Below are 15566 nucleotides of genomic sequence, written 5' to 3'. Positions count from 1 at the left end.
ATGCTCGATTCCAAGTATCTTTACCTCATCCGCAGCATTGCCATCGTTGTCATCTTCGCGCTGGCCGCTCAGTTGGGTGCGGTGTTCATGTCTGCCGGCAGTGCCTTCCTCACCCCGGTCTGGCCACCGGCAGCGGTAGCCTGCGCCGTGGCGCTGCTCTATGGCCCGCGTTACCTGCTATGTATCGCGCTCTATATCTACTACGACTATGTCTCCGTCGATTTTTACAAGAGCAGCCGCTACCTGTACGGCTTGATAGAGCCCATCTGCATGGCCATCACCGCCAGCAGCGTTGCCTTTATCGCCCGCCGCACCAGTCTCGATCTGTCGCTGGGCAAGGTCAGGGATAATCTGTGGCTGATGGCGATGGCCCTGCTCTACGCCATCATCAGCGCCAGCCTGGCCACTGTGGGCTATTGTGGCTTTGCCGCCACTGCCCGCTGTACCGACAATGGCTGGTTTGGCCACTGGGCTCAATTCGGAGTGGGCGACCTGTTCGGCCTGTGGATCTGCCTACCCGCCCTGATCTCCTGGGGTTTACGGCTGGATGCTGGTAGCCGTCAGGTGCTGAGTGCGCCGGAACGATATCGCCCCATACCGCTCAAGCACACCTCGCAACAGATCATCTATATCGTGGCAGGCTTGGGCTGTGCCGCCTTGGCCTGGTGGTACACCCGCTATGCCGCACTGCCGGTGCAGGTAGTCGGCTTCATGGCCCTGCCACTGCTGGTCTGGGCCGCCCTGCGGTTCCCACCGCTCTTCGTGCATTCGGCCATTCTGGTGACGGGCCTGGTCACCATCTCGCTGCAGCTGACCGGCCAAGCCGGTCTGCTGATCGACACCCCTACTCATCTGGCCTCGCTGTTCCTGTTCCTGCTGTCGCTTTCCATGCTGACGCTGCTGGTCACGGTTGTGATACAGCAGCAGCGGGAGCTGGCCGCATCACTGGCCCACAGGGCAGAGCAAGCCCGTACCGAGATCCTGCTGGCAGCCGCGCCGGAAGCCATCATCAGCATTGATGGCAACGGCCATGTGATCTACTGGAACCCGGCTGCAGAACGCATCTTTGGCTGGACCCGCGACGAAGCCTTGGGGCGCCAGGTACATACCTTCCTGCCGCCGCAATCCCTGCGCGCAGTGGCTGATGCCGGCCTGGAGCGTTTCCATAAAACCGGCCAGGGCCCCTTGATAGACCATGTTGTCGAGGTCGAGGGCTGCCACGCCAAGGGCCATCTGGTGCCCATAGAATTGGCCTTGACCGGCTATCAGGAGGGCCGGGAATGGCACGCCACCGCCTTTGTCCGCGATATCAGCGAGCGCAAGCGCAATGAACAGGCGCTGACGGCCGCCGAGGTACGGGCTCGCGAACTGACCGACAAGCTGCCGCTGGCCGTATTCCAGCTCCGTTTTGTCGACGGCAAACCGGTGGTGACCTTTGCCAATGCACAATGGCAGGAGTTTGGCCGCTCGCCTGAGGCCATCATGTCGGATGCCGACGAGGCCTTCAGCCTGATCGTCGAGCGCGATGTGGAGAGCGTACATACCGCCATCCGTGAGGCCGTCGTACAGAGCCGCCCATGGGAGCAGGCCTTCCGGATACGCCGCAGCGATGGCCAGTTGCGTTGGGTCTGGGGTGAAGCACGCCCCAGCATCGTGGCCAGCGGCGAAATGATCTGGAATGGCTTCTGGCAGGACATTACCGACAGCCAGGAAGCCCGTGCCGAGTTGGCCGCCGCGCGCGATCAGGCCCAGGACTCCCGCCGTCGCCTGATCGACCTCTCTGATGCGCTGCCCCTCGCCATCTTCCAGCTCAGGCTGGAACCCGATGGTCGGCTCCACTACCCCTTCGCCAGCGCCAAGGTCAAGGATATCCTGGGCATAGACTACACCGACCTGCAGTCGGACCCGGCCGCCCGCTGGCGCCATGTCATGCCCGAGGATCGCAGCCAGGCACAAGGCATCGTCCGGCGGGCCATTGCAGGCAAACACAACACCGATTTTGAGCACAGGGTATTGCGGGACGGCATGGTGCATTGGGTACAGGTACGCACCATATGCAGCGCCCAACCCGATGGTTCCTGGGTCTGGAACGGTTTCTGGATGGATGTCACCGAAGCCCGCCAGCAGGGTGAAGCCATACGCATGGCCAAGGAGGAAGCCGAACTGGCAACCCAGGCCAAGTCCATGTTCCTGGCTAATATGAGCCACGAAATACGTACACCCATGAATGCCGTCATCGGCATGGCCCACCTGGCGCTCAAGACCCCGCTCTCACCAAAGCAGCGCGACTATGTGGAGAAGATCCACACCGCTGGCGTTTCCTTGCTGGGTGTCATCAACGACATCCTCGATTTTTCCAAGATCGAGGCCGGCAAACTGGATATCGAGTCGGTGGATTTCGACCTGGATGAGGTATTGGCCAATGTGGCTGCTGTCACTGGCGGGCGGGCGCAGGACAAAGGCCTGGAATACCTGTTTGACGTGCCCAACAATGTACCGCGCCGGCTCAATGGCGACCCCCTGCGGCTGGGCCAGGTATTGATCAACCTGGTCAACAACGCGGTCAAGTTCACCGAGCGCGGCGAAGTCCGGTTGGCGGCCAAGGTACTGGAGCAGGACGACGAAGGCGTGCACCTGGCGTTCGAAGTCAGTGATACCGGCATAGGCATGAGCCCGGAACAATCATCCCAGCTGTTCAAGGCCTTCACCCAGGCCGATGGCTCCACCACCCGCAAGTTTGGCGGTACCGGCCTGGGGCTGAGCATCTCCCGCCGGCTGGTGGAGATGATGGGCGGCGAAATCAGCGTCGAGAGCACGCTGGGCGAAGGTTCGCAGTTCCGATTCTGCGCCCGGCTGGGCCTCGCCCGCAATGAGGCCGCCGTATGCCGGGTACTGCCTATCGCCTTCAACAATATGCGTGTGCTGGTGGTGGACGACAATCCCGTTGCCCGCGACGTCATGGTCGGGGCACTGGGTGATATGCCTTTCCGTGTGGACGCAGTGGATTCCGGTGCAGCCGCACTGGCTGCCATACGCGCGGCCGATGGCGATGATCCCTACCGGGTGGTGCTGACCGACTGGCAAATGAAGGGCATCGATGGCATCGAGCTGACCCGGCAGGTCAAGAATGACCCCGCCTTGCGGCAGGTTCCCGTCATCGTGTTGGTCACCGCCTTTGGTCGCGAGGAGATACGCCATCGTGCCGAGAACGCCGCCGTGGATGGTTTCCTACTCAAACCGGTCAACCGTTCCACCCTGGTCGACACGCTGGTGACCCTGGTAGGCAGCGATATCGGTGAAGCTGGCGAACTGCCGCTGGTACACAGCAGCCGACCGCTGGATGGTGCCAGGATACTGCTGGTGGAAGACAATGAGGTGAATCAGCAGATCGCCCGCGAACTGCTGGAGAGCATGGGCCTGCGCATCGACATTGCCAACAATGGCCAGGAAGCCCTTGATCAGCTGAATGCGGTAGGGCCGCAGTATTACTCCCTGGTGTTCATGGATCTGCAGATGCCCATCATGGATGGCCACGAGGCCACGCTGGCCATACGGGCCGACGCCCAGTTCCGGCAAATGCCCATCGTAGCGATGACGGCACATGCCATGGTCGAAGAGCGCGAGCGCTGCCTCGACGAAGGCATGCAGGACCACATCAGCAAGCCGATAGAACCCGAGGCCCTATTTGCCTGCGTGCGCCGCTGGGTGGGCGGCGAACAGGCCAGCGAGCCCCTGGTCACGGCAGACGAGGACGGCCTGCCTGTCATGCCAGGCCTCAATACCCGCGAAGGCCTGCGCCGTGTGGCCGGCAACCAGGTACTGTACGTCAAGTTGCTGGGCCAATTTGCCGAACGCTTTGGCCCAAGCGCTGGCAAGATCGCCCAGCTTTTGGGGCAGGACAATGCCGAGGCCGAGCGAGAGGCACACTCCCTGCGTGGGGTTGCCGCCAATATCGGCGCCCAAGGGTTGCAAGAGCAGGCCGGCATCGTGGAACAGGCCATACGCCAGCAGCAGTCAGTGGCGGAAATACGCTTGGCCATCGCCAAGCTTGAAGTCGATCTCGATCTGTTCTGCCGCTACCTATCGCAAGCCCTGCCCAAGGCAGCCCCGCCACCGCAGATCCCCGAGATACCACTGCAACCCTTGCTGGCTCGTTTGAGCCGCTTGCTGCAGGACAACGATGGAGAGGCCCTGAGCCTGATCGAAGAACAAGGTGCGCGCTTACGTGGTGGCCTCGGGCATTCCTTTGCCGCAGTCGAACAAGCCATCGGTCAATATGATTACGATGCCGCCCTGGCGCTATTGGGTGTGCTCGCCAGCCGTGCCGGCGTCAGCCTGAGCCAGCCCGAACCTTCAGAGTCCTCCTCATGACCGACCAAGTCGATCTCTCCTGGACTACTGGCAACTGGCGCCAGGACTTCGAGCACGCACTGGGGCTGATGCGAGACAAGCCCCAGCAGACACGTGCGCTGGGCCAGCAGATGATAGCGGCCGGCAGTCTGGAGCAACCCCCGTTGCAATCCCTCTATGGCGCCCTGATCCAATCGCTCAGCGACTATTTTGATGATCGCAACGAGCATACCGAAGCCGTTTTTCGCCAGCTGCATGACACGTTTACCAGCCTGAACGACCCCGAAGGGCAGCTGCTGAGTGCTTTTGGCATGCTGGCCGTTGCGCGGGTACAGGGCCGCATTGAGGAAGGCTATCGCTTCGCGCAGGAATACGTCGTTCCCTTCCTGCCCAACACGCCCAGCATGAGCAGCGTACTGCTGCTGAACACCCTGGGTATCCTGGCACAGGAATACGGCCTGACCGATGAAGCGCTGCGTCATTTCTATAGCGCACTGGAAGCCGCCCGTTCGCTGGGCTTGAAAGCGCGTGAAGCGCAGATCACCTGCAATATCGGTGAGCTGTTCTATGTCTGCGGCAATGCCGAAGACGGCGAAACCATGCTGCAGCAGGCCCAGGAATTGGCCATGCACACGGAAGAGCGCTGGCTGCGGCCTTTCGTCAGCCTGATCCTGGCACTGTGCAAGCTCTCGCGCGACAACAGCGAAGCGGCCTATGCCGTGCTGGAGGAGTTCCTTGACGACCACCCGGACATTGCCAACTCTGCGCCGTCCAACCGGGGTTTCTTCCATGCGGTTGCGGCCTACACCCTGGCAGAACGGGGTTTGCTGGATCAGGCCGAGGTATTGAGCCAGCGCGCCCTGGACGAAATGACGCTGTACGAGGAAAGACATCTCCGACCCTATACCTGGTGGGCCAGCGGCCATATACACCATCTGCGTGGCAGGCAGGATGAGGCCATCATCGACTTGAATCGGGCCATAGACGAGACAGGCGACCTGGGCTATGTCTTCATGCCCATGCGGGCCTGCCTGGAGCTATCGGATATCCATACCGCACGCGGCGACTGGCAAGCCGCCCTGCGCGATTACAAGCGCCATCACAGCCTGTACGAGCGTGCGCAGGACCAGGCCACGCGCACGCGCCTCAAGCTGCTCAGCATCAAGAGCGAGCTGCGCGAAGCCGAGGCAGGCCTGAGGCATGCCGAGGAAGCCACCCGCGCCAAATCTATGTTCCTGGCCAATATGAGCCATGAAATACGCACACCGATGAATGCCATCATCGGCATGGCGCATCTGGCGCTCAAGACACCCCTCTCGCCCAAGCAGCGCGACTACGTCGAGAAAATCCATACCGCCGGGGTATCGCTTCTGGGCATCATCAACGACATACTCGACTTCTCCAAAATAGAAGCCGGCAAGCTCGATATCGAGTCAGTAGATTTCGATCTGGACGAAGTCCTGGCCAATGTCGCCGCCGTCACCGGCGGCCGTGCCGAGGATAAAGGTCTGGAGTACCTGCTGGATATCCCGGCCGACCTGCCCCGCCATCTCAACGGCGATCCACTGCGCCTGGGCCAGGTACTGATCAATCTGACCAACAATGCTGTCAAATTCACCGAGCACGGCAGTATCCGACTGTCTGCCAAGCTAGAGCGTACAGTGGGCGAAGATCTGGTAATGGCATTCGAGGTTGCCGATACCGGTATAGGCATGAGTTCTGAGCAGGCAGGTCGCCTGTTCCAGGCCTTTACCCAGGCCGATGGCTCCACCACCCGCAGGTTCGGCGGCACCGGGCTGGGGCTTAGCATCGCCCGCCGGCTAGTCGAGATGATGGGGGGGCAAATCGGCGTGCAAAGCGCGCCTGGCAAGGGCTCCAGTTTTCGCTTCACGGTCAGGCTCAAGCCGTCGTCAGCACCCGCACCGGCGTCAGATTACGCCAGCCCTGCGGTCTCCGTACTACCCAAGTTCAATGGTGTATCGGTACTGCTGGTCGAAGATAACGAAATCAACCAGCAGATTGTCGTTGAGCTATTGCAAGCTGCAGGCGTAGTGGTAGAAGTGGCTGGCAACGGCCGCGAGGCACTGGACCTGTTGCTGCAAACAGATAGGCCTCTCTACGATCTGGTCCTCTTGGATGTGCAGATGCCTATCATGGATGGCTATGCCACCATCCGTGCCATACGGGCCGAGCCGCGTTTTGCCGACCTGCCTGTCGTGGCCATGACAGCCCATGCCATGCAAGAAGAGAAACAGCGCTGCCTTGATTCGGGCATGAACGGCCACCTGGCCAAACCCATCACCCCGCAGAGCCTGTTCGACACGGTCACCCATTGGACCAGCCTGCGCCCACGCACAGCGCAAGCGGCCGTCCCTCAATCAACCAGTGAGCTGCCGCAGCTCGATGGACTCAACGTCGAAAGTGGCCTTGCCCGCACGCTGGGCGACAAGGCCCTGTACCTGGCCTTGCTGGATCGGTTCTCGCAGGAGCAGGCCGGCGTCATGGAACGCATGCGCGCAGCCTTGCGCAACGACCGCGCTACAGCCCGACGACTCGCCCACACACTGAAAAGCGTGGCCGGCCTGATCGGCGCCGTGCAGATACAAGCGTTGGCGGGCGATCTGGAAGAACAACTGCAGGAAGGTCGCCCCACGCCGGCTGACAGCCAGCTGGCACCGCTGGAACTGGCACTGACTGCGCTGCTCGATGGCCTGGTGCAGTACTGCCCAACGGCACCTGCCATTGCCACCACCGCTGATACGCTGGCAGGGCTGGTCACCTTGCTGCGCGCCCAGGATGGTGAGGCCCTCGATTATTTCGACCAGCATCGCGATGTGCTGGTACAGGCTTTGCCAGATGCCATACTGCAAAAAGTCGAAAGACAGATACGCCAGTACGATTACGACACCGTACTGGCCTTGCTGGAAGCGCAATAGTGCATACAAACGCAACGGTCTCCGGCGCCGAGCCAGCCACCTGAGCTGGTAGAGCGCCGCCTAGGCCGGGAGGAAACAAGGCAATGATCGAGCCCATAGACAAGCAGACCGTGCTTATCGTTGACGACACGCCTGACAATATCCAGCTGCTATCTGCCCTGCTGCGCGACCAATACCGTACCAAGGTCGCCATCAATGGCTTCAAGGCGCTGGAGATCGCCGCCACCGCCCCCCGGCCCGATCTGATCCTGATGGATGTGATGATGCCGGAAATGGATGGATACGAAACCACCCGGCGGCTCAAGCAGAACCCGGTTACGGCTGACATCCCGGTCATTTTCCTCACCGCCAAGAGCCAGGTGGAGGACGAGGAACTGGGCCTGCGCATGGGCGCCGTCGATTACATCGTCAAACCGATCAGCCCGCCCATCGTGCTGGCACGGGTCAAGACCCATCTTTCGCTCAAGAGCGCCCAACAGTTTCTGCGTGACCAGAACGATTATCTGGAACACTTGGTGATGGAGCGCACGCGCCAGCTGGTGCAGATGCAGGACGCCACCATCCTGGCTATGGCCAGCCTGGCGGAAACCCGTGACAACGAGACAGGCAACCATATCCGCCGCACTCAGAACTACGTCGCAGCGCTGGCTCGCGCCCTTCAACCGCTGTCACGCTTCAAGGAAGTGCTGACTGACGAGAATATCGAGCTGCTTTACAAGTCCGCCCCGCTGCATGATATCGGCAAGGTCGGGGTACCGGATCGCATCCTGCTCAAGCCCGGCAAGCTGGACCCAGAAGAATGGGAGATCATGAAGCTGCATACCGTCTATGGCCGCGATGCCATATTGCAGGTAGAAAAGCACCTGGGGGGCAGCAACAGCTTTCTGACCTTTGCGCGGGAAATTGCCCATTACCATCAAGAAAAATGGGATGGCTCCGGCTATCCCGAGGGCCTCAAGGGCGACGCTATCCCAGTTGCCGCCAGGCTGATGGCCGTAGCCGATGTCTATGATGCCTTGATCTCGAAGCGGGTTTACAAGCCCGCTTTTTCGCACGAGAAAGCAGTGGCCCTGATGACAGAGGGCCGGGGTACCCATTTCGACCCCGACATACTCGACACCTTCCTGAGCATAGAGTCGGAATTCCTGACCATCGCCGATCGCTTCCGCGATGAGGAAACTACTCCCGACACCACAGGCTGAACAAGCAAACCCGCCAGCCCGTCATCCGCACGGTGTCAATCCTCACATAGCCGGTGTCCGCTGACAGGACTAGGCTGACCTTTCCCCCTACCTGGAAAGGAAAGCATATGTCCAAATCACTGCTTTACCCTGTTCTGTTGCTAGCGCTGACCCAAGCTGCTGCCCGCGATTACTACGTTGCCACCAATGGCAACGACAGCAGTATCGACGGCTCGCAGGAGCGACCCTATGCCACGCTGCGCAAGGCTGCCAGCAAGGCCAGGATGGGAGACACCATCTGGGTGCGGGGCGGTGACTACTATCCTACCCAGAATGCCGCCTTCTACTACAGCGGCAGTGCCAGCCAACCCATCAAGGTACGCGCCTATCCCGGTGAGACCCCGGTAATCGATGGCAGCGCAGGCGCACCCGACGGCAAGCTGCTGTACATCCAGGGCGCCTGGCTGGAGTTTCACAACCTCACCCTGCGCAAGGCCAAAGGCAGTTGCATCAGTGTCGATGGCGGCAGCTATCTACGCTTTGAGGGCAATACCATACATGATTGCTACAAGGGGGCGATCTACCCCTTCAATGGCGCTCATCACTTTACGGTGCTGAACAATACCCTGTACCACAATGTGCGCAAAAACCAGCATGTCGATGCCAGTGGCGGTTGGCCTTCGGTGCTCAATATGTCCGATGAAGGTGATCTGATTCAAGGTAACAACATCTATCAAAACTGGGGCGAAGGCATCGGTGCCTATGGCCGTTTCCATCAAGTGATACGCAATACCTTGCATGACAACTTTTCGGTCGATCTCTACCTCAACAACCTCAGCGACAGCTTGATCGAAGGCAACCATATCTACAGCCTGAACGACCCTGCGCACTACCGCGATGGCATGTCTGCCATGGGTATTTCCCTGGCGAATGAAACCGCCACCGACCCCATCCAGTTCCGCAATAATCGCCTGGTCAATAATCTGGTCACCGGGCAACGGCGCCGTTGCCTCTCGGCCTGGAATGGCGAGGAACCGAGCAGGCCTATGGTGGATTCCGAAATCGTACACAACACCTTTGCCTGCCATACCAGCCAGGCTCTGTTCCATCTCGACAGCGAAGGGGGTCACCAGGGCCTGCATATTCACCACAATGTCTTCCGCCAAGGCAACCCCGCAGCACCGCTGACCAACTTCAGCGGCATGCTGGGTGCCACTTTCGCTTACAACAACTGGTTCGGCGGCACAGGTGGCCACGGTGGCAACCACGCAGGCGACATCAATGCCGACCCACGCCTGTACAACCCGGCGGGCAATCAGCCAGCCAACTACATGCCCAGGCCGGATTCCCCGCTGCTGGGCCAGGCCCCGGCACGCTCGGTGCCAGCGTATGACCTTTGCCAGCGCAGCCGCACGCCGTCGGAACTGGGCGCCATAGACAGCTTTTTCGAGTCTGGCGCTCCCCTGCCCTGCCAGCCCTGAAGTGAAACCGGGTGGTCCAGCACGCCGGCAAGGCGCCGGACCACTCCGCCCTCCCGCAACAGCGACCGAAAGAGCTGGTTGAAACCGCGCCAGATGAGTGAATTCAAGCCGCTTTACGCACACACAGCCCGGCCCACTATTGAGCAGGGCGGGGCGGAGCGGATACAACCAGTGCCGACCGTACACAAGCAGCGGAACCGGCCACGACAGTACGCAGGTATGGTTTGATTAGCCAGGCGGGCACATGCCAGCCTCCCTTACCCCCATCACCCCACCAAGCTCGGGTATAATTGTCGGTTTCCCAAGCAATACAGCCGAGCCCGCCATGGAAGCCGAACGCCTCAATCAGATCGAGAACAGCATTGCCGACCTTGCCGCCCGTGGCGACGAGCTTCGGAGGTATCTTTGACTACCCTGGCAAAAAAGACCGGCTGGAAGAAGTAAGCCGTCTCTCCGAAGACCCAGAACTGTGGAATGACCCCAAGCGGGCACAGGAGATAGGCAAGGAGAAAAAACTGCTGGAGGCCGTTGTGCTGGTGCTGGACGAAATCGCCCAGACCACGTCAGACAGCCGCGATCTGTTCGATATGGCCAAGCCAGAATCTGATTGGGACACGATAGAAGCCGTCGCCAGCGACCTGGATGCGGCCGAGAAGAAGATCGCTGATCTCGAATTCCGCCGCATGTTCAGCAATCCGATGGACCCCAACGCCTGCTTCATCGATATCCAGTCGGGTGCCGGTGGCACCGAAGCACAGGATTGGGCCGGCATGCTGATGCGCATGTATCTGCGCTATGGCGAGCGCAAGGGCTTTACCGTCGAAGTGATGGAAGAGTCCGAAGGCGAAGTGGCCGGCATACAGAGCTGCACCCTCAAGCTCAGTGGCGAATACGCCTACGGTTTCATGCGTACCGAAACCGGCGTGCATCGCCTGGTGCGGGTTTCGCCCTTCGATTCCAATGCCCGCCGCCATACGTCCTTCTCGTCCGTCTTCGTCTACCCCGAGGTCGACGACACTATCGAGATCGAGATCAATCCGGCCGACTTGCGTATCGACACCTATCGCGCTTCGGGCGCCGGTGGTCAGCACATCAACAAGACCGACTCTGCTGTCCGTATCACGCACAATCCCACTGGTATCGTGGTGCAGTGCCAGAACGACCGCTCGCAGCACCGCAACAAGGACGAAGCCATGCAGATGCTGCGCGCCAAGCTGTATGAGGCCGAATTGCGCAAGCGCATGGAAGCCCAGCAGTCACTGGAAGCCGGCAAGTCCGACATAGGCTGGGGCCACCAGATTCGCTCCTATGTGTTCGATCAGAGCCGCGTCAAGGATCTGCGTACCAGCGTCGAAGTCGGCAACGTCAAGGGCGTGATGGACGGCGACCTGGATATCTTTATCGAAGCCAGCCTCAAGCAGGGTGTTTAAGCCCCCAGGCTACGCTTCCCGGATTCAAAGCAAATCAGAGAGTTAAGAGCAGACCATGGCCGAAGAACAAAGCCCCATCACGCAAGACGACAACCAGCTTATGGCTGAGCGCCGTGCCAAACTGGCCGAGATCCGCCAGCATGGCCCCGCCTTCCCGAACGATTTCGACCGCAAGCATATGGCGGCCGATCTGCATGCCAAGCATGACAGCGCCGAAAAGGAAGCCCTGGACGCCGACAAGATCGAAGTCGCCGTTGCAGGCCGCATGATGCTCAAGCGGGTGATGGGCAAGGCCGCCTTCGCCACCATTCAGGACGGTAGCGGCCGTATCCAGTTGTATGTTTCGCTGGATCAGGTTGGTGAAACCGTACTGGCCCAGTTCAAGACCTGGGATCTGGGTGACATCATCGGCGCGCAAGGCACCCTGATGAAGACCAAGACCGGTGAGCTGAGCGTGATGGTGACCGAGGTACGCCTCTTGACCAAGGCCCTGCGCCCCCTGCCGGAGAAGTTCCACGGCATGACGGACCAGGAAACCAAGTACCGCCAGCGCTACCTGGATCTGATCACCAACGAGCAAAGCCGCGATACCTTCATGAAGCGCTCGCGCATCGTGCAGAAGATACGCGAGTTCATGGCCGATCAAGGCTATCTGGAAGTCGAAACCCCCATGATGCACCCCATACCCGGCGGTGCAGCAGCCAAGCCTTTCGTCACCCACCACAATGCGCTGGACATGCCGCTGTACCTGCGTATCGCCCCCGAGCTTTACCTGAAGCGCCTGGTGGTAGGTGGCATGGAGCGGGTGTTTGAGATCAATCGCAACTTCCGTAATGAAGGCATGAGCACCCGGCACAACCCCGAGTTCACCATGCTGGAGAGCTACGAAGCCTATGCCGACTATCGCCGTGTGATGGACCTGACCGAGGCCATGATCCGTCATGCCGCCCGTGAAGTGATAGGCCACACCGTCGTAACCTACCAGGGCAAGATCGTCGACCTGGCCAAGCCTTTCGAGCGCCTGACCGTGGTGCAAGCCATCCTCAAGTACAACCCCCAGTACAACGAGGCACAGTTGAACGATCGCGTCTGGCTCAAGGCCGAGATCGAAAAGCTGGGTGGCAAGCTGGTGGCCACCAATGGTGTGGCTGGCCTGCAGTTCAGCCTGTTCGAAGAGACCACCGAACAGAAGCTGTGGGACCCGACCTACATCATCGACTACCCGGTGGAAATCTCCCCGCTGGCCCGTGGCTCCGATACCCGCCCCGGTATCACCGAGCGCTTCGAGCTGTTCGCCGTGGGCCGCGAACTGGCCAACGGCTTCTCCGAGCTGAACGACCCTGAAGAACAGGCCGAGCGCTTCCTGGATCAGGTTCGCCAGAAAGATGCCGGCGACGAAGAGGCCATGCACTACGATGCCGAGTATATCCGCGCACTGGAACACGGCCTGCCACCCACGGGTGGCCTTGGTGTGGGCATAGATAGGCTGGTCATGCTGCTGACCGATGCCCCCTCCATACGCGATGTGATTCTGTTCCCGCAAATGCGGCGCGAAGACTGATACAAACAAGCCCGGTTCATACCGGGCTTGTTTCATGCTCTACAGACACGCATGCCGCGTTACCGCTCACCCCAGGCAGGCACCGCGTCGGGTTGCTATATTAAATAAAAGCACCATGGGGATCAGGCATGAAAAGACTTTGCTGGCTATCACTCACCTTCATCTGCCTCTCCCTCCCTGCCAAGGCAGGCAGCACCATCACCATAGGCGCAGAAGACGACTGGTACCCGCAATCGGGTCTCGTCAACGGACAGCTCAAAGGCCTGACGGTCGATCTTGTGCGAGAGGCCTTCAAGGCGGCAGGCGTCAAGGTGGAATACAAGGTCATGCCCTATGCGCGCTGCATGGCACTCACCAAGGCAGGTGCATTGATAGGTTGCTTCAATACCTTGCGCCATCCCGGCATAGAGCAGGACTACCTATGGCATGAGCAACCCATGTTCACGGTGCATTACCAGATATATGCCCGGGCCAACAGTACAGAGCACGGCCTGCGGCCCCACGATCTAGAGGGCAAGGAGGTCGCCGTCACCAACGGCTACGAATACGGTCCTGAGTTTGATACCAACCAGAAAATCAAGCGTATCTTCACCCCCCGCGACGAGAACAATTTCCGCATGCTGATTGCGGGACGGGTGCAATACACGGTCGCCATGGAATGGAACACCAAAGCCCTTATCAATCGCCGCCCCAACGAGTTCTTCGGCAAGTTCAAGATCGTCGGCCAGGTCGCCGAGTCAGGCGTCTACACCGTATTCTCCAAGGCCCACCCGGATGCCTTTGCAGCCATGCAGCAGTTCAATCAAGGCATGGCACTGCTACGGCAGAGTGGTCGTTATAAGGCGATACGCGATCAGTGGCAGAGTGAGCAACATAACATGCAGTAACCCGGCCCCCTTAATCAAGCGGGCATCAGGTTGCTGCGGCCCTGGCCACAGGCCCATCCAGCAAAGATCCGCCAGCCTGCCTGAAGCGTCCTGCAGCAGCATCTCTCATCGCAGGCTTGCTCAACACGGGTACACCATGTGGCTCACCATGGTGAGCCTGTGCCTGTGGCACCATGTTCACCAGCATGGCCGTTACGCCCAGCACCAAGCTACTACCCAGCAGGGTGGCAGCACCTAATTGCAATGCGCTTCGCAACTCTCCATCAGGCATGGCACGCACCTCAAGCCTTGCCCGATCTTTGTCCGGCAGCCGCCAGCTGATCAGCGCGCTGTGCTTCCGCCTGCCCAGCCTTGCCGCCCATACCGAAGTCCATCACCAAGGTCAGACACATGAATAAGCCCGCACTCAGTATCAGGGCGGACTCAAGCAGGTCATCAAGGTGGTTTCCTTCATACGGTTTCATGCGGCTACTCCTTCGCGCTCAAGTGGATGCGGCTGTTCACGACTTATCGAGGGTCTTGCATGGCCTGCATCCTGACGCAGCCCAACGTCCACGGCGACGCAAATGCGATCAACCGCCGCTTTCGCTGCCTCAGCCGCAGCGATAGGCGATGAATGACCCGTACCGCAGCCGCTTGCGCTAGCCGATCTTGCCAAACCAAATAGTCCAAACATGGTCGCCGCTCCTCGTAGATAGTCAGGCTTCACCGCGTAGCAGGCGGAAGTTGAGCCGAGCATATTTCACCAAGCCCACAGCCACCCATTTGGTTACCCAGGCGTCAAACAGAAACCACACCAGACCCGAACAGAACACCCCTACCCCAGCCAGGGCAACAGCCAGCGGTTCTACCAGCTCCACCCCCGCGACATCGACGGTAATGAAACCCGCCAGTCCCATACCGGGAATACTGGCCAGCACCAAGCCGGCACCGGCTGCAATCAACGCGAAGGCGGCCACAAAGAACGACAGCAGTATCGTTACCAGGATCAGCAGGGGCAGCAGCAGCATCAGGTTAACGAGACCCAGGCCGGCCACAGAAAGGAACAGCCGGGCAAAGTTGCCCAAAGAACGCTTCTCCTCCCAGCCCTTGATACTGGCCTCGGCGCGTAGCTCCCTCGCCAGTTGCCGTGGTGCCCCCAAAGAACGCGCGACATCCTCCTCCGTCCTGCCGGCGGCAAGGGCATCACGGAAATACTCCTCATAGTCGGCCAGGATCTCGTTGCGCTCGCGTTCGGGCATGGCGCGCAACTCTTGCTTCAGTGTTTTCAGAAACTGTTCGCGGTTCATGGTCATCATCCCTGCACTATCCTGTTCACTTCTTCCAGAAAGCTGCCCCACTCCTGCTTCATCTGGCCCAGCACCTCTGCCCCCTTTACCTCCAGGCGGTAGTACTTGCGAGGTGGCCCGGCATCAGACTCCACCAGATAGGTGCTGACCAGGCCATCGCTCTGCAAACGCCGCATCAGTGGATAAATGGTGCCTTCACTCATCTCCACACTGTCGGCCAATGTCGAGACAATCTCGTAGGCATAGCTGTCATGCCGCTCCAGCACGGCAAGCACGCACATTTCCAGCACGCCTTTCTTCAGCTGTGTCTTCATCAAACCACCCCTTTGCACCCACAGGCGCCACTTGGTTCATACATGGCTGCAATGTAGCGCAAGGTACCTTTTATTGCAAGATACCTTGTTAAAGACGCTACAGATGTTATGCAAGGTAGTGATTGTCATCCTTACGC

The 15566-nt window shown here is 59.9% G+C and carries 10 protein-coding genes; 7 read left to right on the top strand and 3 right to left on the bottom strand.

What is annotated here, in order from left to right; all coding sequences use genetic code 11:
• From QWZ03_RS18875 to QWZ03_RS18845, 7 genes are all read left to right on the top strand, one after another.
• Entirely contained in the window at window positions 1–4371 is a 4371-nt protein-coding gene (locus QWZ03_RS18875; protein WP_290334166.1) for a response regulator, read from the top strand.
• Window positions 4368–7286 (top strand): tetratricopeptide repeat-containing hybrid sensor histidine kinase/response regulator, encoded by a 2919-nt coding sequence (locus tag QWZ03_RS18870; RefSeq protein ID WP_290334165.1) that lies wholly within the window; start codon window positions 4368–4370, stop codon window positions 7284–7286. Before QWZ03_RS18875 ends, QWZ03_RS18870 begins: the two co-directional genes overlap by 4 nt.
• An 83-nt stretch (window positions 7287–7369) precedes the next feature.
• A complete protein-coding gene (locus tag QWZ03_RS18865) occupies window positions 7370–8488 on the top strand; it encodes an HD-GYP domain-containing protein (RefSeq protein ID WP_290334164.1) in 1119 nt (372 codons plus the stop codon).
• A gap of 107 nt (window positions 8489–8595) precedes the next feature.
• The gene (locus QWZ03_RS18860) at window positions 8596–9948 is read left to right on the top strand and encodes a right-handed parallel beta-helix repeat-containing protein (RefSeq protein WP_290334163.1); all 1353 of its coding nucleotides are present in this window, start codon (window positions 8596–8598) and stop codon (window positions 9946–9948) included.
• Between the two features lie 325 nt (window positions 9949–10273).
• Window positions 10274–11378 (top strand): peptide chain release factor 2 gene (prfB, locus tag QWZ03_RS18855; RefSeq protein WP_284195818.1). Its coding sequence is split into 2 segments (ribosomal slippage): window positions 10274–10354 and window positions 10356–11378, totalling 1104 coding nucleotides; the frame shifts between segments, so codons are not numbered across the junction.
• Window positions 11379–11433: 55 nt separating this feature from the next.
• Window positions 11434–12939, top strand: a complete 1506-nt coding sequence (gene lysS, locus QWZ03_RS18850) for a lysine--tRNA ligase (RefSeq protein ID WP_284195817.1) — start codon at window positions 11434–11436, stop codon at window positions 12937–12939.
• A 128-nt stretch (window positions 12940–13067) separates the two neighbouring features.
• Window positions 13068–13826: a substrate-binding periplasmic protein gene (locus tag QWZ03_RS18845; RefSeq protein WP_290334162.1), complete on the top strand. Its 759-nt coding sequence runs from the start codon at window positions 13068–13070 to the stop codon at window positions 13824–13826.
• Between the two features lie 281 nt (window positions 13827–14107).
• On the opposite strand, the gene QWZ03_RS18840 is transcribed toward QWZ03_RS18845, so the two are convergent.
• The 3 genes from QWZ03_RS18840 to QWZ03_RS18830 form a co-directional block, all read right to left on the bottom strand.
• The gene (locus QWZ03_RS18840) at window positions 14108–14290 is read right to left on the bottom strand and encodes a hypothetical protein (protein ID WP_290334161.1); all 183 of its coding nucleotides are present in this window, start codon (window positions 14288–14290) and stop codon (window positions 14108–14110) included.
• A gap of 234 nt (window positions 14291–14524) precedes the next feature.
• The gene (locus tag QWZ03_RS18835; RefSeq protein ID WP_284195813.1) at window positions 14525–15124 is read right to left on the bottom strand and encodes a DUF1700 domain-containing protein; all 600 of its coding nucleotides are present in this window, start codon (window positions 15122–15124) and stop codon (window positions 14525–14527) included.
• On the bottom strand, window positions 15121–15429 hold the full coding sequence (locus QWZ03_RS18830; protein WP_290334160.1) for a PadR family transcriptional regulator: 309 nt from the start codon (window positions 15427–15429) through the stop codon (window positions 15121–15123). Before QWZ03_RS18830 ends, QWZ03_RS18835 begins: the two co-directional genes overlap by 4 nt.
• Window positions 15430–15566 lie beyond the last annotated feature (137 nt).

Origin of the sequence: Chitinimonas viridis (assembly GCF_030409555.1) — a bacterium.
In the GTDB taxonomy this organism is placed as follows: Bacteria; Pseudomonadota; Gammaproteobacteria; order Burkholderiales; family Chitinimonadaceae; genus Chitinimonas; species Chitinimonas viridis.
This window is presented reverse-complemented; position numbering and strand designations above follow the sequence as displayed.

Excerpts from the sequence above, each read along its gene's own strand:
- QWZ03_RS18875 (WP_290334166.1), top strand. The coding sequence starts at position 1 with ATGCTCGATTCCAAGTATCTTTACCTCATCCGCAGCATTGCCATCGTT.
- QWZ03_RS18870 (WP_290334165.1), top strand. The coding sequence starts at position 4,368 with ATGACCGACCAAGTCGATCTCTCCTGGACTACTGGCAACTGGCGCCAG.
- QWZ03_RS18865 (WP_290334164.1), top strand. The coding sequence starts at position 7,370 with ATGATCGAGCCCATAGACAAGCAGACCGTGCTTATCGTTGACGACACG.
- QWZ03_RS18860 (WP_290334163.1), top strand. The coding sequence starts at position 8,596 with ATGTCCAAATCACTGCTTTACCCTGTTCTGTTGCTAGCGCTGACCCAA.
- lysS (WP_284195817.1), top strand. The coding sequence starts at position 11,434 with ATGGCCGAAGAACAAAGCCCCATCACGCAAGACGACAACCAGCTTATG.
- QWZ03_RS18845 (WP_290334162.1), top strand. The coding sequence starts at position 13,068 with ATGAAAAGACTTTGCTGGCTATCACTCACCTTCATCTGCCTCTCCCTC.
- QWZ03_RS18840 (WP_290334161.1), bottom strand. The coding sequence starts at position 14,290 with ATGAAACCGTATGAAGGAAACCACCTTGATGACCTGCTTGAGTCCGCC.
- QWZ03_RS18835 (WP_284195813.1), bottom strand. The coding sequence starts at position 15,124 with ATGATGACCATGAACCGCGAACAGTTTCTGAAAACACTGAAGCAAGAG.
- QWZ03_RS18830 (WP_290334160.1), bottom strand. The coding sequence starts at position 15,429 with ATGAAGACACAGCTGAAGAAAGGCGTGCTGGAAATGTGCGTGCTTGCC.